Origin of the sequence: Dermacoccus sp. Ellin185, from assembly GCF_000152185.1 — a bacterium.
Lineage (GTDB): Bacteria > Actinomycetota > Actinomycetes > Actinomycetales > Dermatophilaceae > Dermacoccus > Dermacoccus nishinomiyaensis.
The window spans coordinates 49,606-70,116 of the sequence record NZ_AEIQ01000085.1; the positions used below are offsets into that span (position 1 = coordinate 49,606).

At 69.1% G+C, this 20,511-nt stretch carries 21 protein-coding genes; 14 read left to right on the forward strand and 7 right to left on the reverse strand.

Features of this window, described 5'->3' with window-relative positions:
- The 4 genes from atpD to HMPREF0321_RS08860 all read left to right on the forward strand — a co-directional run bounded on the left by atpD (position 1) and on the right by HMPREF0321_RS08860 (position 3,775).
- Complete coding sequence (atpD, locus tag HMPREF0321_RS08845) at positions 1–1,461, forward strand: F0F1 ATP synthase subunit beta (RefSeq protein ID WP_006945923.1); 1,461 nt, start codon at positions 1–3, stop codon at positions 1,459–1,461.
- Between the two features lie 140 nt (positions 1,462–1,601).
- A complete protein-coding gene (locus tag HMPREF0321_RS08850; protein ID WP_006945903.1) occupies positions 1,602–2,948 on the forward strand; it encodes a uracil-xanthine permease family protein in 1,347 nt (448 codons plus the stop codon).
- Between the two features lie 105 nt (positions 2,949–3,053).
- Positions 3,054–3,320, forward strand: a complete 267-nt coding sequence (locus HMPREF0321_RS08855; RefSeq protein WP_006945873.1) for a F0F1 ATP synthase subunit epsilon — start codon at positions 3,054–3,056, stop codon at positions 3,318–3,320.
- A gap of 14 nt (positions 3,321–3,334) precedes the next feature.
- Positions 3,335–3,775 carry a DUF2550 family protein gene (locus tag HMPREF0321_RS08860; RefSeq protein ID WP_006945926.1) on the forward strand — a complete coding sequence of 147 codons (441 nt, stop codon included), beginning with the start codon at positions 3,335–3,337 and terminating at the stop codon, positions 3,773–3,775.
- A gap of 155 nt (positions 3,776–3,930) precedes the next feature.
- Here HMPREF0321_RS08860 and HMPREF0321_RS08865 read toward each other — a convergent pair whose 3' ends face one another.
- The gene (locus tag HMPREF0321_RS08865) at positions 3,931–4,542 is read right to left on the reverse strand and encodes a cob(I)yrinic acid a,c-diamide adenosyltransferase (protein ID WP_006945872.1); all 612 of its coding nucleotides are present in this window, start codon (positions 4,540–4,542) and stop codon (positions 3,931–3,933) included.
- A gap of 209 nt (positions 4,543–4,751) precedes the next feature.
- Here HMPREF0321_RS08865 and HMPREF0321_RS08870 point away from each other — a divergent pair, with 209 nt between their 5' ends.
- Positions 4,752–5,147 carry an STAS domain-containing protein gene (locus HMPREF0321_RS08870; RefSeq protein ID WP_050786537.1) on the forward strand — a complete coding sequence of 132 codons (396 nt, stop codon included), beginning with the start codon at positions 4,752–4,754 and terminating at the stop codon, positions 5,145–5,147.
- Positions 5,148–5,215: 68 nt separating this feature from the next.
- Here the strand turns inward: HMPREF0321_RS08870 and nucS are convergent, their stop codons facing one another.
- Both nucS and HMPREF0321_RS08880 read right to left on the reverse strand, forming a co-directional pair.
- Positions 5,216–5,911, reverse strand: a complete 696-nt coding sequence (gene nucS / locus HMPREF0321_RS08875) for an endonuclease NucS (RefSeq protein WP_006945990.1) — start codon at positions 5,909–5,911, stop codon at positions 5,216–5,218.
- A 9-nt stretch (positions 5,912–5,920) separates the two neighbouring features.
- The gene (locus HMPREF0321_RS08880) at positions 5,921–6,736 is read right to left on the reverse strand and encodes a hypothetical protein (RefSeq protein ID WP_006945983.1); all 816 of its coding nucleotides are present in this window, start codon (positions 6,734–6,736) and stop codon (positions 5,921–5,923) included.
- 63 nt (positions 6,737–6,799) lie between these two features.
- On the opposite strand from HMPREF0321_RS08880, the gene HMPREF0321_RS08885 reads away from it, so the two are divergent.
- The 3 genes from HMPREF0321_RS08885 (at position 6,800) to HMPREF0321_RS08895 (ending at position 9,628) form a co-directional block, all read left to right on the forward strand.
- Positions 6,800–8,497, forward strand: coding sequence for a 3-hydroxybutyryl-CoA dehydrogenase (locus tag HMPREF0321_RS08885; protein WP_006945899.1), 1,698 nt, complete (start codon positions 6,800–6,802; stop codon positions 8,495–8,497).
- Between the two features lie 44 nt (positions 8,498–8,541).
- Positions 8,542–8,796 carry a hypothetical protein gene (locus HMPREF0321_RS08890; RefSeq protein WP_231729374.1) on the forward strand — a complete coding sequence of 85 codons (255 nt, stop codon included), beginning with the start codon at positions 8,542–8,544 and terminating at the stop codon, positions 8,794–8,796.
- A gap of 76 nt (positions 8,797–8,872) precedes the next feature.
- Complete coding sequence (locus tag HMPREF0321_RS08895) at positions 8,873–9,628, forward strand: alpha/beta hydrolase (RefSeq protein WP_006946044.1); 756 nt, start codon at positions 8,873–8,875, stop codon at positions 9,626–9,628.
- A 203-nt stretch (positions 9,629–9,831) separates the two neighbouring features.
- Here the strand turns inward: HMPREF0321_RS08895 and HMPREF0321_RS15590 are convergent, their stop codons facing one another.
- From HMPREF0321_RS15590 to mce, 3 genes are all read right to left on the reverse strand, one after another.
- A complete protein-coding gene (locus HMPREF0321_RS15590) occupies positions 9,832–10,263 on the reverse strand; it encodes a cytidine deaminase (RefSeq protein ID WP_083803247.1) in 432 nt (143 codons plus the stop codon).
- 193 nt (positions 10,264–10,456) lie between these two features.
- A complete protein-coding gene (locus tag HMPREF0321_RS08900) occupies positions 10,457–11,482 on the reverse strand; it encodes a permease (RefSeq protein WP_254653984.1) in 1,026 nt (341 codons plus the stop codon).
- A 396-nt stretch (positions 11,483–11,878) separates the two neighbouring features.
- The gene (gene mce / locus HMPREF0321_RS08905) at positions 11,879–12,328 is read right to left on the reverse strand and encodes a methylmalonyl-CoA epimerase (RefSeq protein WP_040014772.1); all 450 of its coding nucleotides are present in this window, start codon (positions 12,326–12,328) and stop codon (positions 11,879–11,881) included.
- Positions 12,329–12,451: 123 nt separating this feature from the next.
- Between mce and HMPREF0321_RS08910 the strand changes: the two genes are divergently transcribed.
- The 6 genes from HMPREF0321_RS08910 to HMPREF0321_RS08935 all read left to right on the forward strand — a co-directional run bounded on the left by HMPREF0321_RS08910 (position 12,452) and on the right by HMPREF0321_RS08935 (position 18,674).
- Entirely contained in the window at positions 12,452–13,645 is a 1,194-nt protein-coding gene (locus HMPREF0321_RS08910; protein WP_006946002.1) for an acetyl-CoA C-acetyltransferase, read from the forward strand.
- Between the two features lie 25 nt (positions 13,646–13,670).
- Positions 13,671–14,621, forward strand: coding sequence for a methylmalonyl Co-A mutase-associated GTPase MeaB (gene meaB / locus HMPREF0321_RS08915; protein WP_006945924.1), 951 nt, complete (start codon positions 13,671–13,673; stop codon positions 14,619–14,621).
- 152 nt (positions 14,622–14,773) lie between these two features.
- Positions 14,774–16,483, forward strand: coding sequence for an FAD-dependent oxidoreductase (locus HMPREF0321_RS08920; RefSeq protein ID WP_006946003.1), 1,710 nt, complete (start codon positions 14,774–14,776; stop codon positions 16,481–16,483).
- Positions 16,484–16,582: 99 nt separating this feature from the next.
- Positions 16,583–16,891 (forward strand): thiamine-binding protein, encoded by a 309-nt coding sequence (locus HMPREF0321_RS08925; protein ID WP_006945955.1) that lies wholly within the window; start codon positions 16,583–16,585, stop codon positions 16,889–16,891.
- A gap of 50 nt (positions 16,892–16,941) precedes the next feature.
- On the forward strand, positions 16,942–17,445 hold the full coding sequence (locus HMPREF0321_RS08930) for a GNAT family N-acetyltransferase (protein WP_006946004.1): 504 nt from the start codon (positions 16,942–16,944) through the stop codon (positions 17,443–17,445).
- 131 nt (positions 17,446–17,576) lie between these two features.
- Complete coding sequence (locus tag HMPREF0321_RS08935) at positions 17,577–18,674, forward strand: co-chaperone YbbN (protein WP_006946036.1); 1,098 nt, start codon at positions 17,577–17,579, stop codon at positions 18,672–18,674.
- 178 nt (positions 18,675–18,852) lie between these two features.
- Here the strand turns inward: HMPREF0321_RS08935 and pgm are convergent, their stop codons facing one another.
- Complete coding sequence (gene pgm, locus HMPREF0321_RS08940; RefSeq protein ID WP_006945922.1) at positions 18,853–20,499, reverse strand: phosphoglucomutase (alpha-D-glucose-1,6-bisphosphate-dependent); 1,647 nt, start codon at positions 20,497–20,499, stop codon at positions 18,853–18,855.
- Between the last annotated feature and the right edge of the window lie 12 nt (positions 20,500–20,511).

The window sequence follows — 20,511 nt, forward strand, 5'->3', positions numbered from 1 at the left end:
ATGACTGCCACCATCAACGAAAGCGCAACCGCGGCCCCGGCCGCGGGCGGCGTGGGCCGCGTCTCGCGCGTCATCGGCCCGGTCGTCGACGTCGAGTTCTCGGCCGACACGATGCCGGAGGTCTACAACCTTCTGACGCTCGAGGTCTCGCTCAACGGCGAGAAGAAGAACATCAACCTCGAGGTCGCCCAGCACATCGGTGACTCGATGGTTCGCGCCATCTCGCTGCAGCCGACGGACGGCATCGTCCGCGGCTCCGAGGTGCGCGACTCCGGCGGGCCGATCTCCGTGCCGGTCGGCGACGTCACCCTCGGTCACGTCTTCAACGCGACGGGTGACTGCCTCGACCTCGAGGAGGGCGAGAAGCTCGAGGTCAACGAGCGCTGGGGCATCCACCGCACGGCGCCCGCGTTCGACCAGCTCGAGTCCAAGACGACGATGTTCGAGACGGGCATCAAGGTCATCGACCTGCTGACCCCGTACGTCCAGGGCGGAAAGATCGGTCTGTTCGGTGGTGCCGGTGTCGGCAAGACCGTTCTGATCCAGGAGATGATCGCTCGAGTCGCTCGCAACCACGGTGGTGTGTCCGTGTTCGCCGGTGTCGGTGAGCGCACCCGTGAGGGCAACGACCTCATGGTCGAGATGGAAGAGGCCGGCGTCCTCGGCCAGACCGCGCTCGTGTTCGGCCAGATGGACGAGCCGCCGGGAACGCGTCTTCGCGTCGCCCTGTCGGCTCTGACGATGGCGGAGTACTTCCGCGACGTGCAGAAGCAGGACGTGTTGCTGTTCATCGACAACATCTTCCGCTTCACGCAGGCCGGTTCCGAGGTCTCCACGCTGCTCGGCCGCATGCCGTCCGCCGTGGGTTACCAGCCGACGCTGGCTGACGAGATGGGTGTGCTCCAGGAGCGCATCACCTCGACGCGTGGTCACTCGATCACGTCGATGCAGGCCATCTACGTGCCGGCCGACGACTACACCGACCCGGCCCCGGCGACGACGTTCGCGCACCTCGATGCGACGACCGAGCTCTCGCGTGACATCGCGTCGATGGGTATCTACCCGGCCGTGGACCCGCTGACGTCGACGTCGCGCATCCTCGACCCGCGTTACATCTCGAAGGAGCACTACGAGACGGCGGTTCGCATCAAGTCGATCCTGCAGCGCAACAAGGAATTGCAGGACATCATCGCGATCCTCGGTATCGATGAGCTCTCCGAAGAGGACAAGATCCTCGTCAACCGCGCTCGCCGTATCCAGCGCTTCCTGTCGCAGAACACCTACGTCGCCAAGCAGTTCACCGGCATCGAGGGTTCGACGGTGTCGCTGCAGGACTCGATCGAGGCCTTCACGAAGATCGCGGACGGCGACTACGACCACGTCCCCGAGCAGGCCTTCTTCATGTGTGGTGGCCTCGACGACGTCGAGCGTCAGGCCGCGGAGCTGGCCAAGCAGGACTGATTCGCGCGCCGCGGCGGGGATGACCCGAGGCGGCGAGTGAGAACGACGAAGGGCTGGGGGTTTTCGACCCCCGGCCCTTCGTCGTGCATCGTGAGCAGGGCGCGTCGTTGAGTCGCGGCGCGCAGGAATGAGGAGCAGGGATGGATCTGGGTCTGAAGTGGCGGGTGCGTGAGGACGACCTCACGCGCGGTGACGCGGTCGTCGCGCCGGACGAGCGCTTGGCGTGGCCGAAGACGATCGGCATCGGCATGCAGCACGTCGTCGCCATGTTCGGTGCGACGTTCCTCGTGCCGCTGCTGACGGGCTTCCCACCGTCGACGACGCTGTTCTTCTCCGGCGTCGGCACGGTCGTCTTCCTGCTGCTGACGGCGGGGCGCGTGCCGAGCTACCTCGGCTCGTCGTTCGCGTTCATCGCGCCGCTGACGGCCGCGACGAAGGCGCACGACATGGCGACGGCGCTGGGCGGCGTCGTCATGGCGGGCCTGGCTCTGGCGCTCGTCGGGCTCGTCGTCCAGGTCGCCGGCGACGGCTGGTTGCGTGCGCTCATGCCGCCGGTCGTCACGGGCACGATCGTCGCGCTCATCGGCCTCAACCTCGCGCCTGCGGCCAAGGGCAACTTCATGAAGGCGCCTGTGACGGCGCTCGTCACCCTGGTCGTCATCCTCGCGGTGACGGTGCTCGCGAAGGGGCTGCTCGGGCGCCTCAGCATCCTCATCGGTGTGCTCACCGGGTATCTCGTCGCGTGCCTGCGCGGTGAGGTCGACTTCGACGCCGTGGATTCCGCCGCCTGGATCGGACTGCCGCACTTCGCGTCGCCGTCGTTCTCGTGGTCGGTCGTCGGGCTGTTCGTGCCGGTCGTGCTCGTGCTGATCGCGGAGAACATCGGCCACGTGAAGTCGGTCGCGCAGATGACGGACCGCAACCTCGACGACGTCTCGGGGCGTGCGCTGCTCGGTGACGGCCTCGCCACGACGCTCGCCGGCTTCGGTGGCGGCTCGGGCACGACGACGTATGCCGAGAACATCGGCGTCATGGCGGCGACGAAGGTGTATTCAACGGCGGCCTACTGGGTCGCGGCCATCACGGCGATCGGGCTGTCGTTCCTGCCGAAGTTCGGCGCGATCATCTCGACGATCCCGCCCGGCGTCCTCGGGGGAGCGGCGACGGTCCTCTACGGCATGATCGGCATGCTCGGCGTGCGCATCTGGATGGAGAACCGCGTCGACTTCGCCAACCCCGTCAACCTCATGACGGCTGCGGTCGCGCTCATCGTCGGCATCGCCGACTACACGTGGACGATCGGTGACGTCGCCTTTGCCGGCATCGCCCTCGGTACGTTCGCGGCGGTCGTCGTGTTCCACCTCATGCGCGCCGGGGCGCGGGTTTCGGGGGCGCTCGCCGATCCGCTCGCGCCGGCGCCGCACGAAGGTGCGTCCGTCGCGTGCGCGTCGGCCGACGCCGACGCGCACGCGGACGGGCGTCGCTGACGACCCCTGTCGCACGGGCGTGCACACCCACCGGGTGGGCCGCGCGCCCCGGCCCGATTCGCCCGCTATCATGGGGGAAATCACCGACTCGAAGAGGAAGCCCGCATGAGCACCCTGAACGTCAAGTTCGTCGCTGCCGACCGTGAGGTCTGGGAGGGCGAGGCGAGCCGCCTGATCGCACGGACCACCGAAGGTGAGATCGGCATCCTGCCGGGTCACCAACCGATCCTGTCCGTCCTCGTCGAGGGCGACGTCGTCGTCGTGCCCGCGCAGGGCGAGCGTCGTACGGTCAAGATCGACGGCGGATTCCTCTCCGTCGACAAGGACGTGGTGACGGTCGTCGCTCAGCACGTCGAGATGGCCGGGGTCTGAGGCGGTTTCGAACCATGGATTCAGCGATGACGGCCGGCGAGATCACTCTCGCGCTGGCCGTCATCCTGGTCTTGCTGGCTCTGGCGGCGATGGTGCTGCGCACGCGCGCCATCGGCCGCGACGGCAACCTCGCCGTCATGGCGGTTCGCTACCCCGGCGCGTCGTGGCGCACCGGGATGGTGCGGTACCGCCACGATCGTCTCGAGTGGTTCTCGTTCCGCTCGATGACGATGTCGCCGCGGCGCACCTGGGCGCGCGGCGACTTCTTCCTCGGTTCGCGCGCTCAGCTCGCGGACGGTGACCGCCCGGCGGCCCTGTCGGGTGACGCGGTGAGCGTCGACGTGCGCTGCGGTGAAGAGGCCTTCACCATCGCCATGGCGCCCGGTGACTACACCGCGATGCGCTCGTGGAGCGAGTCCGCACCGCCCGGATTGCACGCGGACGCCCTGGTCTGAGACCCCCGTCCGGCGTCTCTGACGGTCGACACCCCGCCCAGCGGCATTGCTTTCGCGGCCTCGACCGCCGCGATGGTCGGGTTCGGCACGGAGAGCGCGCCTCCTTCCCATGGCCGCCCTGTCGGCCGCATCCCACGTCTAGAGCGGGCTGGGGCTCAGCGCCCCCCGCCGGGCTGCCACAACACGTCGCCGGGGCCTTGGGCGTTGGCGTAGCGCGCGAACACGAACAGGGCGTCCGAGAGCCGGTTGAGGTACCTGGCCGTCAGCGGGTTGACGCCGCCGGGACGCTCGTCGTCGGGCTCGGCGCTCTCGCTCCCGTGGGCGTCGATGGCCGCCCAACAGGCACGCTCGGCGCGCCGCACGACCGTCCGCGCGAGGTGGAGATAGGCCGCCGCCTGAGTGCCGCCGGCGAGGACGAAGGAACGCAGCGTCGGCAGGTCGGCACCGAACTCGTCGCAGGCGGTCTCGAGTTCGTCGATCCACTCCTGCTGGACGCGCAGGGGAGGGTGCGCGGGCTGTGTCACGAGGGGTGTCGACAGGTCGGCGCCGACGTCGAACAGGTCGTTCTGGATGCGCAGGAGCACTGGGCGCAGCCGCTCAGGCAGATCGGGGGCACACGTGAGCGCGAGGCCGAGCGCGGCGCCCGCTTCGTCCGTGTCGGCGTAGGCGACGAGGCGCGGGTCGTTCTTCGACGTCCGGCTGAAGTCGCCGAGGCCCGTGCTCCCGTCGTCACCGGTGCGGGTGTAGATCGTGCTGAGAACCACCATGCCCCCACTGTGTCACGTGCGCCCGATCGGAGGCGTTCAGACCGCTACCACTTCGTTATGCCGTGCGGCGAACCTTCACCCGGCGCCGCGCGTCTTCACCAGTGACGGCACCCGCCGGAGGCGACGCCTCCACGCCGGGTGGGGCGCGCAACGCGCCGGCCGTCCACGAACAGCTCGGCCCGCACGGGCGAGTGGCGAGGGGGACGATCATGGCCGAGACGACGAGGCGCACGCACGCGTCCCGCTCCGAGACACTCGCGACGGGTGCGCGTTTGGTCATCGACCACCCCGTCCCCGGGCGGGAGATCATCATCGACGGCCCCGTCAGCGCACGCACGAGCGACCGCGTCCGCACGGCATGGCACACCGCACTGGCGTGCGGTGACGGCGACCTCGTCGTCCACCTGGCCGACGCGCAGGTGTGGGATGCGGCCGGGCTGGGCGTCATCGTCGGCGCGCATCACCGGGCCGAGCGTCGGGGGCGCCGCCTCGTGGTCGCCGATGCCTCGCCGCGTCTGTGCCGTTTGCTCGCGGGTACCCGGCTCGACCGTGTCATGAACGTCTCCGGCGCCTGCGGCTACGTCCCGCTGGCGCGCACGGCCTGACGCCTGGGAGCCACGACGCACGCGTGCGGCCGGCCTAGCGACCTGAGCACCCGGAACCTCGAGGCGGATCAGAACAGCCGGCGTTCGGAGTCGTCGATGCCCTTGAGCGCGTCGTAGTCGAGCACGACGCAGCGGATGCCGCGATCCTCTGCGAGCGTGCGGGCCTGCGGTTTGATCGTCTGGGCGGCGAAGACGCCGCTGACGGGGGCGAGGTGCGGGTCGCGGTTGAGTAGTTCGAGGTAGCGCGTCAGTTGCTCGACGCCGTCGATCGTGCCGTGGCGCTTGAGTTCGACGGCGACGGTGGCTCCGCCCGAGTCCTTGCACATGATGTCGACCGGCCCGATCGCCGTCATGTATTCGCGCCGCATCAACGTGTAGCCCTCACCGAGGGTCTCGATGTGCTGCGCGAGCAGCTTCTGCAGCTGCGCCTCGACGCCGTCCTTGACGAGGCCCGGGTCGACGCCGAGGTCATGGGCCGAGTCGTGATGGACGGTGTGCAAGCGGATGCGCAGCCGGTCGTCCGACTTGCCGTGCTGCACGAGCCACACGCTCGTCACGCCGTCGGCGACCTCGACGTCCTCGGGTTCGACCTCGGCCATCGTGCACGGCGGCGCCATCCAGTTGAGCGGCTTGTAGGAGCCGCCGTCGGAGTGGACGAGCACCGAGCCGTCGGCCTTGACCATGAGCAGGCGCTTGGCGAGGGGGAGGTGGGCCTGCAGGCGTCCCTCGTAGTCGACGCTGCATTCGGCAATCACGATTCGCACCGGACAACCTTACGCGTCGGGCTCCGACTGCCCGGCCAGGACGAAGCAGCTGCCGAGCGTGACGACGAACCCCGCGATGGCCAGCGGCCACGTGCCGCCGCGCACGGCGTCACCGAGCAGGGCGAGGCCGATGGCAGCGGGCACCACCGTCTCGATGGCGAAGGTGATGGCGGCGACGGACGTCGCCTCTCCCGCGTCGAGGGCGAAGCCGTAGGCGGTCATCGCGATGATGCCGTGGGCGATGAGCGCCCAGAACGGCCAGCTCGCGATCGTGTGCAGGACGTTGCCGTCCCACGGCAGGATGCGCGCGCCGATCGCGATACCTGCGAATCCGAGCCCCGCGGTGACGGCGAGAAGCGCGCTGTTGCGGGCGCGATACGCCGTGTACCCGAACGGAACGAGGAGGGCCGCGACCACGAGCGCGGCGGGTGCCAGCCAGGTCGGCACCCCGGTGGCGTGACCCTCCTTGGCGCAGACGGCGAGCATGACGAGACCGACGCCGACTCCGACGAGCGCCATGATCTCGCGTCGCGTCAGCTTGGCGTGCAGGACGACGACGGCGAGCACGGCCGTCACCGCGACCGACCCGGCGATGACCGACTGCACGAGGAACAGTGGCAGGGTGCGCAGGGCACCGCTCGAGGCGAGGAAGGCCACACCGTCGAGCGCGAGGCCGACGCCGTACAGCCAGCCGAAGCGCGCACGGGTGATGAGGTCGGCGCCGTCGGGCGCCTCCCTCATGCGCGCCACGCCGATCGCCTGGACGATCGTCGCTCCGCCGTAGGCGAGGGCGGCGACGAGGGCGCCGAGCAATCCGAAGATCATGAGGTCATCACGCGGTAGATCGTCCCACGAGCGGTTGGTCGTCGCATCTGAAAGACTGGGCGCATGATCAACACAGTGGGTGTCATCGGGCTCGGCACGATGGGTGCCGGCATCGTCGAAGTCTTCGCCAAGGCGGGGCTCAGCGTAATCGCCGTCGACGGTTCGGCGGAGCTCGCCGAGCGCGGCAAGGGGTTCCTCACGAAGTCCCTCGGGCGTGCCGTGAGCAAGGGCAAGCTCTCCGAGAGTGAGCGTGACGAGATCGTCGGCCGTGTCGCGTTCGGCGACGACCTCGCCGCGATGAAGGACGCCGACCTCGTCATCGAGGCGGTGCCGGAGCTGCTCGAGATCAAGACGTCGATCTTCACGACGCTAGACGACATCGTTCGTGACGACTGCGTGCTCGCGACGAACACGTCGTCGCTGTCGATCACCGAGATCGCGAAGTCGACGAAGGAGCCGTCGCGCGTCATCGGCATGCACTTCTTCAACCCGGCGCCGGTGCTGCCGCTCGTCGAGGTCATCCACTCGCTGCTGACCGACGTGAAGCTCGTCGAGGACGTCCGCGAACTCGCCGTCCGCCTGGGCAAGAAGCCGGTCGTCGTCGGCGACCGTGCGGGCTTCGTCGCGAACGCGCTGCTCATCGCCTATCTCGCGCGTTCGATCCGCGCGTACGAGACGGGTCTCGCCTCCCGTGAGGACCTCGATGCTGCGATGGCGGCCGGTGTCGGCTTCCCGATGGGCCCGCTGACGCTGTGCGACCTCATCGGCCTCGACGTCGTCCACGAGGTCTGCGGCGTGCTGTACGACGCGACACATGACCCGAGCGTCGCGTCGCCGCCGCTGCTGCGTCAGATGGTGGCGGCCGGCTACCTCGGTCGCAAGAGTGGCAAGGGCTTCTACACGTACGAAGCGGCCGGTTCGGGCACCCTCGTCGCCGACGAGCGCACGCCCGGTGCGAGCAAGGCGCACAGTGGCCGTGTCGGTCTCGTCGGCGAGGGTGAGCTCGTCGACTCGCTCGCCGAGGAGATGTCGTCAGCGGGCCTCGAGCTCGTGCGGGTCACGGCGGCTGACGAGGCGTCGGCGCTCGAGGGCGTCACGTTCGTCTTCGCCGTCGACGGCGGCGTCGAGGATGACGGGTGCTGCGGCGGCTCGTGCGCCTGTGGTGACGAGTGCTCGTGCGGTCATGTCGAGGGCGACGTCTCCGAGCACGCGCTGCAGATCGAGGAGAAGCCGCTCATGCGCGCCGTGCGCGACGCGATCGGTGACGGCGGCGTCATCGCCACGCTCGGTGAGGGCGCGGCGTCGGAGGCCGCGACCGGTGAGCCGTCGCTCGATGCGTGCGTCGTTCCCGTCGTCCTGCGTGAGAAGCAGCGCGCCGGCCAGGTGCTCGAGATCGGCCGCAGCGTCGCCATCGCGGACGACGCGGTCGAGGCCGTTCGCTCGTTCGCCGCGGCTGCGGGCTGGACGCCGGTCGTCGGCAAGGACCGCGCGGGCCTCGTCGTCGACGCGCTGCTCTACCCACACCTCAACGACGCGGTGAAGATGTTGGACTCGGGCTACGCGAGCGTCGAGGACATCGACACGGCGATGAAGGCCGGCTGCGGTTACCCGAAGGGCCCATTCGAGTTGCTTGACGAGGCCAGCTACGACGACGTCTCCGGTGTGCTGTCGGAGATGTACTTCGAGGCGGGGGAGACGCACCTCGTGCCGTCGCCGCTGCTGACGGAGCACCTGCTCGCGGAGCGGTCCTTCCGAGGCTGATGCCACGGCGCAACAACAGAGCGCAGGACGAGACGCGCGGCGACGTGAGCCGCGCGTTTCGTCCTGTCGACACGGTGCAGACCTACGCGGGCGGCCAGTGGACGGTGCGGGTCCTGCGCGGCAACGCCGACGGCAAGATCTACACGTGCCCGGGGTGTCAGCAGCAGTTGGCGTCATCGCTGCCGCACGTCGTCGTGTGGCCGAATGATCGGCTGGGTGACGTGACGGATCGTCGTCACTGGCACACGAGTTGCTGGCGAGCGCGAGATCGCCGTCCGCCGCGGGGTTCGTGGCGGTGAGTGTGCGCTCGCGGTCGCATAGGGTCGAGGGCGGACGACGAAGTCCGGGTTTCGTCGTGATCGTCGAGGAGGGGCGTTGAGCCTGCAGGAGATTCGCTCGAACACGGTGCTCGCTGCGCGCCGTCAGGACGTCGAACTGCACACCGCCGACGGGTTGACGCTCGTCGGTGAGTTGGCGCTGCCGCTCGAGCGAGACCCGGTGGCCACGCTCGTCACGCTGCATCCGCTGCCGACGCACGGCGGTTTCATGGACAGCCATGTCTACAAGAAGGCCGCCAACCGGCTGCCGGCGCTCGCGGACATCGCGGTGCTGCGGTTCAACACGCGTGGCACGTCGTCGCCGCGCGGGACGTCGGAGGGTGCGTTCGACTCGGCTGACGGCGAGCGTTTCGACGTCGCCGCCGCCATCGAGTTCGCGGAGTTCCACGAGTCGCCGGCGCTGACCAATCGTTGGCTGGTGGGGTGGAGCTTCGGCACGGATCTGGCGCTCATGCACGGGCTCGATCCGTCGATCGAGGGCGCGATCCTGCTGTCGCCGCCGCTGCGGTGGTCGCAGCCCGAGCACCTGGCGGCGTGGGCCGAATCGCGCAAGCCGGTGACGGCGCTCGTGCCCGAACTGGATGACAACCTGCGCCCCGACGAGGCGCGCGAGCGGTTCGCGGCCATTCCGCAGGCTGACGTCATCGGCGTCGATGGCGCGAAGCACCTGTGGGTGGGGGAGAAGTACGTGCGGCGCGTGCTCGACGAGATCGTGCGCATCGTCGCGCCGTCGAAGCTGCCCGAGGGTGGCCTGCCGACCGAGGTCGACGCTTCGCTCGTGGTCGAGGGCTGAGTTGACACGCAAGCGGTGGGCGCCTCTGTGAGCCCGGGCACCCTTGGTGGCTGTCTCGGACCGGTTGTCGACACTGACGTTCGGCGCCGCGAGGTTTTGCACGTCGTTCTGCTACCCCCTGACCGGGGCATAACCACGTGCAGACCCACCCCAGTTTGAGTGGTGCAGAAACGACCGTTTCTGCACCGACAGCAAGCGCGTACTTACCAGCGGTCGGAGAGTTCTTCGGGGAAGGCCGTCATCCAATAGTCGGGCAGGACGTCACGCAGTGACTTCCATATGATCCGTGTTGCGTCCTCACGGTCAGCGACAGCAACGAGGACGTCTGGGCCGTGAACGGCGAGTCGCTCTCGGCAGACTCCGCAGGGGCTCAGGACGAGGAATCGTCCATCTTCATGTCGGTGCAAGCAGATGGACGCTTTGATTCCCTGATTGAGCCGGTATGCCGCTGCGTAAGGTTCGATTTCGTGGCACACCTCGACTGAGGGGTTGGCCGCGCTTGGCGCTGTACCTGTGACGATCGTGCCGTCGGCCAGGAGCATGGCTGCGGCACCATCGTGCCCCCCTTCAGGGAAGCGGTCTTCGATCAGCACGCGGCACGCCTGCGCCGTGGCGTCTAGTTGGTCGGGGCTCATGCGGCAATCCTAGGTCGGAGCTCTTTCCGTGCAGCTCAAACGCCGCCGCCCGGTCTGAGCGCAAGTCCTGCTGTAGCTCAAACGAAGGTTTTTGCACCATCGGGTCGACCTGGTGGCTCAACCCACCGTTTTCGCATCGGCATCCCTGATCTCAGTGATCCCGTCCCTGGCTCCTACACCCCGCCTGCGGCCCTCAGGTGAGGGCGGTGAGCAAAGCGGCTGACAACAGCCCCCCGGCGATGACCCAAGCGATGACGCTCATGGTGGTCCGAGTGCCGAAGCTGCGTGCCACCATGACCAGCGACGGGATGCTGAGCGCCGGCAAGGTGATGAGCAGAACCCCCGCAACACCAAGACTCGCGCCGGCGGCACTCAAACCGGCGACGACGGGAATCTCCCCACCGGTGGGGATGACGAGCAGGGCGCCGACCACACCGACGAGGAGCAAGGCCAAAAGGCCAGACACGTTCCCTAGGTGGGTGAAGTCGGACAGCCACCCGGAGAACAAACCGGTCAGTGCGACGAGGATCAGGTACTCAGGCACAACGATGGCGACATAACGCGTGAGGGCTTTAGCGAAGCGCCACGGCATGTCAGCGACGCCCTGCGGGTCGTGGTCGACGTCGATGAGTTCGTCGGCATCGACCTCGCGTGCTTGACGTTGAGCAATGAAGGCGGCACCCAGGACGACGACGACGCCTACGACGGCACGGGTGGAGACCACTTGCCAGGACATCGTCAGACCGAGGAAAAGCATGACAGCGGGGTTGAGTAGCGGGTTAGCGAGCCAGTACGCCATCACCGCACCCGGGGGTGCACCGCGGCGACGCAAACCGATTGCCACCGGCGCGGTACAGCAGGTACACATCATGCTCGGCAGGGCGAGTAGCCCGCCACTGAGGCCTTGGCCCCATGAGCTGCGGCGGTTCATGGCGTTCAACAGGAGCCGTTTCGGGATGAATGCTTCGAGTGCTGAGGCCACCAAGATCGCGACGAGCGCGGCCTTCCACACGGCTTTGACGTAGGCGCGGGTGAAATCGAGGGCTCCATGCCAGCTTGGCGCGTCACCGGGGTGGCCGGCCTCGCCGAAGATGGCCTTGCCACTCCACGCACCCGATTTCGCGAGGGCGTGAGCTTTGTCGTCATACGGGATCCACTTGGCCCACGCCAGCCCGATCACAACGATTACCAGGGTCAGGCCTACCCCCACGATGGTCACGCTACGACTCGGGCCTTGGCGTCCATCACGGCCCGAGTCGAGATGGGCGTCTGAGGTGGAAAGAGTGCTCACCAGCATGTTTCCTTCGTGTCATCGGGCGTGAGATTCTTGCGGCGCCCTGGCCAAGCGAGACGTGTGAAGCTGCGTAGCGCCATGTCCGTCGCCGTCACAACGGTAGTCCTGCCCCATACGCACGTTCCAGCACACTGTCCGCGCCGCTTGCCTAGGCGCAGCCTTTGCGGGGCACGGTCGTCGGGCGACGACGCTGCGCGCCTGAACACGTCACACCCCTCCGGGGCAGCAGCACCTGACGAGCTACGCACACCCATCGCGACGTAGCTCAAACGAACGTTCTTGATACGACGCCGAGCCTTGGGGTAGAAACGATGGGCTGCCTCAGTGTCCTTCAGCCGCCGGCTCGACGAGTTCGACGAGCACGCCGCCGGCATCCTTGGGGTGGATGAAGTTGATGCGGCTGCCGCCGGTGCCGATCTTCGGCGCGTCGTAGAGCAACCGCATGCCGCGCTCGCGCAGCGTCGCGCACACGGCGTCGAGATCGCGGACGCGGTAGGCGAGCTGCTGCATGCCGGGGCCGGAGCGGTCGAGGAACTTCGCGATGCTCGACTCCGGCGACAGCGGCGCGAGCAGCTGGATGTGGCTGTGCGGGGCATCGGCCGGGCCGACCGTCATCATCGCCTCACGCACGCCCTGCTCGTCGTTCGTCTCGGTGTGCGCGCACGTCATGCCGTACGTCGACTCGTAGAAACGGATGGCGGCATCGAGGTCGGACACCGCGATGCCGACGTGGTCGATGGCCTCGAACAAGTGCGTGATTTCGCCGGTCATGACGTCACTCTATGGTTTGCTTGGACGAGGAAGCCGGGTTAACGACGATTAACTCGGGCGATCGACACGAACCGGCGGCCGTGCGGCACCGTGACCCACGCCCGCCCGCTCACTGGAGGAACCATGACCGACACCACCGCCGTCATCGTCGCCGGAGCGCGCACCCCGATGGGTCGCCTGCTCGGCTCGCTCAAGAGCTTCTCAGGTGCCGACCTCGGTGGCCTCGCCATCAAGGGTGCGCTCGAGAAGGCCGGCGTCAAGGGCGACCAGGTCGACTACGTCATCATGGGCCAGGTGCTGACGGCCGGCGCCGGCCAGATCCCCGCGCGCCAGGCCGCCGTCAAGGGCGGCATCCCGATGGACGTGCCGGCGCTGACGATCAACAAGGTCTGCCTGTCCGGGCTCGACGCCGTGGCGCTCGCGGCCCAGCTGATCCGCGCGGGCGAGTTCGACGTCGTCGTCGCGGGCGGCCAGGAGTCGATGACGAACGCGCCGCACCTGCTCGAGAAGTCGCGCGAGGGCTACAAGTACGGCGACGTGACGATGCGCGACCACATGGCCTTCGACGGACTGTGGGACGCTTTCACCGACCAGGCGATGGGCAACCTCACCGAGCAGGCCAACGCCGGCGACGTCGAGTTCAGCCGCGAAGAGCAGGACTCGTTCTCGGCCGCCTCTCACCAGAAGGCCGCCGCGGCCTGGGAGAAGGGCCTCTTCGACGACGAGGTCATCCCCGTCGAGATCCCGCAGCGCAAGGGCGAGCCAGTCGTGTTCAAGAACGACGAGGGTATCCGCGCCGACACGACGACTGAGTCGCTCGGCAAGCTGCGCCCCGCCTTCAGCAAGGACGGCACGATCACGGCAGGCTCCGCCTCCCAGATCAGCGACGGTGCCGCGGCGCTCGTCGTCATGAGCAAGACGAAGGCCCAGGAGCTGGGCCTGACCTGGATCGCCGAGGTCGGCGCGCACGGCGTCGTCGCCGGCCCCGACTCGACGCTGCAGAGCCAGCCGGCGCGCGCAATCGCGAAGGCCTGCGAGAAGGAGGGCCTCACGCCGGCCGACCTCGACGTGGTCGAGATCAACGAGGCGTTCGCCGCCGTCGGCCTGGCCTCGACGAAGGAACTCGGCCTCGACGCGGAGAAGGTCAACCCCAACGGCGGCGCCATCGCGATTGGCCACCCGATCGGCATGTCGGGCGCGCGTCTCGTGCTGACCCTCGCCCACGAACTCAAACGCCGCGGTGGTGGCGTCGGTGCTGCCGCCCTGTGCGGCGGTGGCGGCCAGGGTGACGCGCTCATCGTGCGCGTCGACGCCTGAGCGCTGACCAGGACACGGCCCGAGCATGCCGCGTGAGATCGTCGTCGACCCACTCGTCACGCGGATGCGTGACGGTGACCGGCGCGCCCTCGCGCGGTTGCTCACGGCCATCGAGAACGACCACCCGGCGCTGCCGGAACTGGGTGCAGCCATCGCCCAGTTCACGGGCCACGCCCAGATCATCGGTCTGACGGGACCGCCCGGCGTCGGCAAGTCGACGTCGACGGACGCACTCGTCGCGGCCTATCGCGCGCAGGGCCTCAGCGTCGCGGTGCTCGCGGTCGACCCCTCGTCGCCGTTCTCCGGTGGCGCGCTGCTCGGCGACCGCATCCGCATGGTCGGTCACTCGGGTGATTCCGGGGTGTTCGTCCGCTCGATGGCGACCCGCGGCCACCTCGGCGGGCTGTCGGCGGCGGCGCCCGCTGCACTGCGGCTGCTCGACGCTGCCGGCTTCGACATCGTGCTCGTCGAGACGGTGGGCGTCGGCCAGTCGGAGGTGCACATCGCCTCGCTCGCCGACACGACGATCGTCCTGCTCGCGCCCGGGGCCGGAGATTCCATCCAGGCCGCGAAGGCCGGGGTCCTCGAGATCGCTGACGTCTTCGTCGTCAACAAGGCCGATCACGACGGCGCGGCGGCGACCGTGCGCGACCTGCGCGCCATGATCTCGCTCGGCCAGACGGGGGAGCCGGGGCAGTGGCGCCCACCGATCGTCACGACGGTCGCAGAACGCGGCGAAGGGGCGACGGACGTCATCGACGCCATCGCGACCCACCGAGCGTGGCTGAGCGAGCACGACGAGCTGAGCCTGCGCCGCCGACGTCGGGCCGCGGGCGAGATCGAAGAGCTCGCGGTGCGGCGACTGCGTGAGCGCTGGGAACGCCCCAACGCCGAGGTGAAGCTCGAGGATCTCGCTGAGGCTGTCGCTCGAGGGGTTCTGGACCCCTACGCCGCGGCGCAGGCCGTCGCGGGTTGAGGGTGAGGGGCTCGATGCGCGTCCCGAAACCGCGCGAGAGCCCATGGCGGCGAGGCGTCGCCAGAGCGAGTTCTGACGTGCGTCGACGGCCGGTATCAGCTCTGATTCCGCGGAATATCGGGGTTGTCGGCGCCGGTGCCTACACTCGGAACATGAAGCCTCCTACGCCCGTCATCATGCTCATCGCGGCCGCTGAGCACGCCGAAGAGATGCGGGAAGAATTCGACCACCGCTACGCTGCCGACTACGACCTGCAACTCGCCACGACGCTCAGCGAATCGATGACGATGGCGCAGGGCCTCAACGCGCGCGGCCTCCCGGTCGCGATGTTCGCCGCGACGACGCAGGTGGGCGACGCGACGGGCCTCGTCACGCTGCAGTGCCTGCATGCCGTCATGCCGGCGGCCAAGCGGGTCATGGTGCGCCTGCGCAGCGAACCGTGGGCGGTCGAGGAGCAGCGCGTCGCGCAGATCAGCGGCCAGATCGAGGCCGCGCTCCTGCTGCCGAGCGGCCCGCGCGACGAGGAGTTTCACACCGCCGTCACCGAGCTGCTCTCGGACTGGGGGTGGTCGGCGGGTGGCCCCGAGATCGAGCTCGTCAACATCGTGGCGCCCCCAGGCGACCCCAACGTCGGGGTGCTGCGCGACTTCCTCGATCGCCAGGGCATCCCGACGGGGGTCTGGCCGCCGGAGGCTCCGCACGCAGCCAAGACGCTCGAGATGGCGCGTTCGCAGGGCATCGAGATCGCCTATCCGCTCGTGCGCATCGCCGAGCGCGAGGTTCACGCCAACCCTGACGTCCGTGTGCTCGGGCGCGCCTTCGGCGCCACCGTCGACGAGTTGGGTGAGGGCCACGTCGTCGACCTTGCGATCGTCGGTGCGGGCCCGGCCGGCCTCGCTGCCGCGGTGTACGGCGCGAGCGAGGGGCTGAGCACAGCCGTCATCGAGGCCGACGCCGTGGGCGGGCAGGCCGGCACGAGCGCGATGATCCGCAACTATCTGGGCTTTCCCCGCGGCATCTCGGGCATGCGCCTCGCGCAGCGCGCACGGTTCCAGGCCACTCGGTTCGGCGCGGGCATCTACTCGGCCACCGAGGTCACCGGTTTCACGCCCGGCTATCGCGGCGAACCGCACGTGCTCGAGACCGACGATGGGCCGGTCTGCGCCCGCGCCGTTCTCATCTCGACGGGCGTGGCCTACCGTCGCCTGGGCGTCGAGGAGGTCGAAGGCTTCGTCGGACGCGGCGTGTACTACGGCGCGGCGTCGTCGGCTGCCCGCGAGTGCGAGGGCGGGCACGTCCTCGTCGTCGGCGGCGGCAACTCGGCGGGCCAGGCCGCCATCCACCTCTCACGCTTCGCGCGCTCCGTCAGCATCGTCGTGCGTCGCGACGGGCTCGCGGAGACGATGTCGGATTACCTCATCCGCGAGATCGAGGCGAACCCGCGAATCGTCGTCAAGACGAATGCGGAGATCGTCGGGGCGAGCGGCACCGATCGGCTGCAGCACGTGACGATCCGCTTCAACGAGAAGGACCAGGAGCTGACGGTTCCCGCCTGCGGGCTGTTCCTCCTGCTCGGCGCGCACCCGTGCGTCGACTGGCTCGACGGCACCGTGGCGCGTGACGCCAAGGGTTTCGTGCTCACCGGTCGTGACGTGCCGCAGGAGTTCTGGCGTGACGGGCTGCCCCCGGAAGCGCTCGCGACGAGCGTGCCTGGCGTGTTCGCCGCAGGCGACATCCGCGCCGGGTCGATGAAGCGCGTCGCCGCGGCGTCGGGTGAGGGCGCGGGGGCCGTGACGCTCGTTCACCACTGGCTCGAGGCCGTCGTGACGGGGACCTGCGACCCGGACGCCTGCGCGAGCTGATCCTGCCGGGCCCAAGACGCGACGCTCGTCGCACGCCGCGCGCGGTGGCCGACGTGCGAACCTGACTGCATCGTTCCCATCACCTTCGAGGAGATCATCATGCTCGTCGCTTTCTCCGTCGCACCGTCGACGACGGACGACCCGGACGGTTCCGTCAGCGAGGCGGTGGCCGCAGCCATCCGCGTCGTGCGTGAGTCGGGCATCTCGAACCGCACCGACTCGATGTTCACGACCCTCGAGGGGGAGTGGGACGAGTGCATGGACGTCATCAAGCGCGCCTGCGAGGCCGTCCAAGTCGCGTCCCCGCGCGTCTCGCTCGTGCTGAAGGCCGACATCCGCCCGGGCTACACCGGCCAGCTCGACGCGAAGGTCGAGCGCGTCGAAGCCCGGCTCGCCGAGTCGAACTGACGCCCGGGCCTCGCCGGGCGCGGATAATGACCACGAGAGAGGACGTCGACATGACCATCGACGAGCGCTACGAGATCCGTGGCCTGACAAGCGATGACGCCGACGAGCTCGCCCAGCTCCACGTCACGATCTGGCGCGACACCTACACCGGGCTCATCCCGCAGGAGAAGCTCGACGGGCTCGATCCCGTCGACGGTGCGAAGCGCTGGCGCGCGTGGTTGACCTCCGCCGAGGCGCCTCGGGTCGTCGGGGCATTCGACCGCTCGAGCGGTGCGCTCGTCGGGTGGATCTGCATCGGCAAGGCCCGCGACGACGACGCGCCCGCGGACGTCGAACTGCAGGTGCTCAATCTCGACACGGCGCACCACGGCACGGGCCTCGCGCACGAACTCATGACACGCGAACTCGGCGACCAAGAGGCCTACCTCTGGGTCGTCGACGGCAACGAGCGTGCGCAGGCTTTCTACCGCAAGCACGGGTTCGAACTCGACGGCGTCGGCAAGGACGACACCTCGGGTTCGTACGACCTGCGGATGGTGCGCCCGCGGGGCTGACGGCCCGGGCGCGAGGACCCGCCGCGGAGTGACGGTCCGACCCGAGGGACGCGCCTCGCCACGTGTGGCCAGGTGTTCGCTGTGCGCGATCATGCGTCGCCCGCCCCGGTGCGCCCTGCAACAATGAGGGCATGTCGAATCAGCCGTTGAACGCCGCGTCGCTGCGCGGTGCCGTTGACCTGTCCTCGCTCAAGAAGCCGCAGGGCGGCGCTCCTGCCGGGCGCCCCGCATCGGCCGCTGGCGCACCGACCGGCAGCGCCGGCGCTGCGGCGCCGGCAAACGCGCCGAGCGCTGCGAATCCCGGGCAGGCCCCCATGCCGCAGGGCGCCGACGACGCCGTCATCGCCGAGACGTTCCGTCACGACGGTCTTGTCGTCGACGTGACAGCCGCGAACTTCCAGGGCCTCGTGCAGCAGTCGGTGCAGCACCCCGTCATCATCGCGATCTGGGCGGGTTCGCAGCCGGCGTCCCTGGCGCCCGTCGCTTCGCTCGCGCGCGCGGTGCGCGCGCAAGAAGGGCGCGTCCTCATGGGCGTCGCCGACCTCGACACCGCGCCCGAGATCGGTCAGGTCTTCGCTCAGCTTTCGCAGCAGGCCGCGCAGCAGGGCCAGCCGGGGCAGATTCTCGCGGCGGCCTTCGTCCAGGGCCAGCCGATCCCGATTCCGCCTGTCGTCGAAGACGCGCAGACGCGCGAGCTCGTCGACCAGATCGTCCAGATCGCTGTGCAGAACGGTCTTGCGGGCCGCGTGGCGAACTACGACCCGAACGCAACGGGCCAGGCCGGCGCTGAGGGCGGCGAGCAGGCCGAGCCCGAGCTGCCGCCGCTGCACCAGCTCGCGTACGAGTCGATCGACAAGGGCGACTACGACGGCGCCATCGCCGCGTTCGAGCAGGCACTGACGGAGAACCCGAAGGACGAGGAGGCGCGTCTCGCCCTCGGCCAGGTCAAGCTCATGCAGCGCACGCAAAGCGTCGACCTCCAGGCTGCACGTGACGCCGCCGCGAAGAACCCGGGCGACGTCACCGCGCAGACGCAGGTCGCCGACCTCGATGTCCTCGGTGGCCACGTCGAAGACGCGTTCGCGCGTCTCGTCGACGTCGTCAAGGCGACCTCCGGCGACGAGCGCAACGCCGCGCGCGAGCACCTCATCGGGCTGTTCGACGTCGTCGGCGCCACCGACCCGCGCGTCAAGAAGGCACGCACGGCGCTGATGTCGGCGCTGTACTGACAGCCCCGGCGGGCCGGGCGACGTCTGGCAACGACGCACTGACCCCTTGCGTGCAAGTGCCCCGGGTGCACTTGCACGCAGGCACGTAGCCGCCCTGCTGTCGGCGGTGGGTGACGGACGCGAAGGGCTCGCTCCACCTAGAGCGAGCCCTTCGTTCGTGTTGTGACGGAACCGAGCCTCAGTTGCCCAGGGCTGCCGCGACGACGTCCTTCGCCTCAGCCTGCACCTGTGCAAGGTGCTCGGGGCCCTGGAACGACTCGGCGTAGATCTTGTAGACGTCCTCGGTCCCCGACGGGCGCGCGGCGAACCAGGCCGAATCAGTGACGACCTTGAGGCCGCCGATTTTCGCGCCGTTCCCGGGCGCCTCCGTGAGCTTGGCGATGATGGGCTCGCCGGCCAGCGTGTCCGCCGTGACGGCCTCGGGCGTCAGTGCACCGAGCTTGGCCTTCTCCTCGCGCGTGGCGGGGGCGTCGACGCGCGCGTAGGCGGGTTCGCCGTGCTTCGCCGTCAGCTCGCCATAGAGCTGCGACGGCGACTTGCCCTTCGTCGCCTTGATCTCCGAGGCGAGCAGCGCGAGCAGGATGCCGTCCTTGTCCGTCGTCCAGACGGAGCCGTCGAAGCGGCAGAACGACGCGCCCGCCGACTCCTCACCGCCGAACGGGCCCGAACCGTCGAGCAGGCCCGGCACGAACCACTTGAACCCGACGGGCACCTCGACGAGCGTGCGGCCGAGGTCATCGGCGACGCGGTCGATCATCGAACTGCTGACGAGCGTCTTGCCGATGAACCCGTCCTGGCGCCACTGAGGGCGCGCGCCACCGTAGAGGTACTGGATCGCGACCGACAGGAAGTGGTTGGGGTTCATGAGCCCCGCGTCGGGCGTGACGATGCCGTGGCGGTCCGAATCGGCGTCGTTGCCCGTCGCGATGTCGTACTTGTCGCGCTCGCCGATGAGCGACGCCATCGCGTTGGGGGAGGAGCAGTCCATGCGGATCTTCTCGTCCCAGTCGAGCGTCATGAAGCGCCACGTCGGGTCGACGAGCGGGTTGACGACGGTGAGGTCGAGCCCGTGACGCTCCGCGATCTCACCCCAGTACGCGACGGCGGCGCCGCCGAGCGGGTCGGCGCCTATGCGCACGCCGGCGCGCTTGATCGCGTCGAGGTCGACGACGTTCGGCAGGTCGTCGACGTACGTGCCGAGGAAGTCGTAGCGCTGGACCTTGCCCATCGCCTGCGTCAGCGGCACGCGCTTGACACGCTTGAGCCCGTCACGGATGTGCTCGTTCGCCGCGGCCGCGATGACCTTCGTCGCGTCCGAGTCGGCCGGGCCACCGTGCGGCGGGTTGTACTTGAACCCGCCGTCGGCGGGCGGGTTGTGCGAGGGCGTCACGACGATGCCGTCGGCGAGACCCGAGCCGTTCGTCAGATCCTTGCCCTTGTTCGCGCGCAGGATGGCGTGGCTGACGGCGGGCGTCGGCGTGTAACCGTCACGATCGTCGATGAGGACGAGGACGTCATTGGCGACGAGCACCTCGATGGCGCTCGCCCATGCGGGCTCGGACAAGGCGTGGGTGTCGCGGCCGAGGAACAACGGCCCGTCGAAGCCCTGCGAGCGGCGGTAGTCGACGATCGCCTGCGTCGTGGCGAGGATGTGCGCCTCGTTGAACGCGGTCTTGAGGCTCGAACCGCGGTGCCCCGACGTGCCGAACGCCACCTGCTGGTCGACGTTCTCAGGGTCGGGCGTCAGCGTGTAGTACGCCGTGACGAGGTGGGGGACGTCGATCAGGTCACGAGGTTCGGCCAACTGGCCCGCGCGGTTGCTCATGCCTTCATCCTG

What these genes read in the sequence shown, in the direction of transcription:
- HMPREF0321_RS15590 (WP_083803247.1), bottom strand. Translation starts at nt 10,263, where the DNA reads ATGAGCCCCGACCAACTAGACGCCACGGCGCAGGCGTGCCGCGTGCTG.
- HMPREF0321_RS08925 (WP_006945955.1), top strand. Translation starts at nt 16,583, where the DNA reads ATGCTCGTCGCTTTCTCCGTCGCACCGTCGACGACGGACGACCCGGAC.
- HMPREF0321_RS08885 (WP_006945899.1), top strand. Translation starts at nt 6,800, where the DNA reads ATGATCAACACAGTGGGTGTCATCGGGCTCGGCACGATGGGTGCCGGC.
- HMPREF0321_RS08935 (WP_006946036.1), top strand. Translation starts at nt 17,577, where the DNA reads ATGTCGAATCAGCCGTTGAACGCCGCGTCGCTGCGCGGTGCCGTTGAC.
- HMPREF0321_RS08880 (WP_006945983.1), bottom strand. Translation starts at nt 6,736, where the DNA reads ATGATCTTCGGATTGCTCGGCGCCCTCGTCGCCGCCCTCGCCTACGGC.
- HMPREF0321_RS08930 (WP_006946004.1), top strand. Translation starts at nt 16,942, where the DNA reads ATGACCATCGACGAGCGCTACGAGATCCGTGGCCTGACAAGCGATGAC.
- HMPREF0321_RS08910 (WP_006946002.1), top strand. Translation starts at nt 12,452, where the DNA reads ATGACCGACACCACCGCCGTCATCGTCGCCGGAGCGCGCACCCCGATG.
- HMPREF0321_RS08865 (WP_006945872.1), bottom strand. Translation starts at nt 4,542, where the DNA reads ATGGTGGTTCTCAGCACGATCTACACCCGCACCGGTGACGACGGGAGC.
- HMPREF0321_RS08850 (WP_006945903.1), top strand. Translation starts at nt 1,602, where the DNA reads ATGGATCTGGGTCTGAAGTGGCGGGTGCGTGAGGACGACCTCACGCGC.
- HMPREF0321_RS08870 (WP_050786537.1), top strand. Translation starts at nt 4,752, where the DNA reads ATGGCCGAGACGACGAGGCGCACGCACGCGTCCCGCTCCGAGACACTC.
- mce (WP_040014772.1), bottom strand. Translation starts at nt 12,328, where the DNA reads ATGACCGGCGAAATCACGCACTTGTTCGAGGCCATCGACCACGTCGGC.
- HMPREF0321_RS08855 (WP_006945873.1), top strand. Translation starts at nt 3,054, where the DNA reads ATGAGCACCCTGAACGTCAAGTTCGTCGCTGCCGACCGTGAGGTCTGG.
- meaB (WP_006945924.1), top strand. Translation starts at nt 13,671, where the DNA reads ATGCCGCGTGAGATCGTCGTCGACCCACTCGTCACGCGGATGCGTGAC.
- HMPREF0321_RS08860 (WP_006945926.1), top strand. Translation starts at nt 3,335, where the DNA reads ATGGATTCAGCGATGACGGCCGGCGAGATCACTCTCGCGCTGGCCGTC.
- HMPREF0321_RS08920 (WP_006946003.1), top strand. Translation starts at nt 14,774, where the DNA reads ATGAAGCCTCCTACGCCCGTCATCATGCTCATCGCGGCCGCTGAGCAC.
- atpD (WP_006945923.1), top strand. Translation starts at nt 1, where the DNA reads ATGACTGCCACCATCAACGAAAGCGCAACCGCGGCCCCGGCCGCGGGC.
- pgm (WP_006945922.1), bottom strand. Translation starts at nt 20,499, where the DNA reads ATGAGCAACCGCGCGGGCCAGTTGGCCGAACCTCGTGACCTGATCGAC.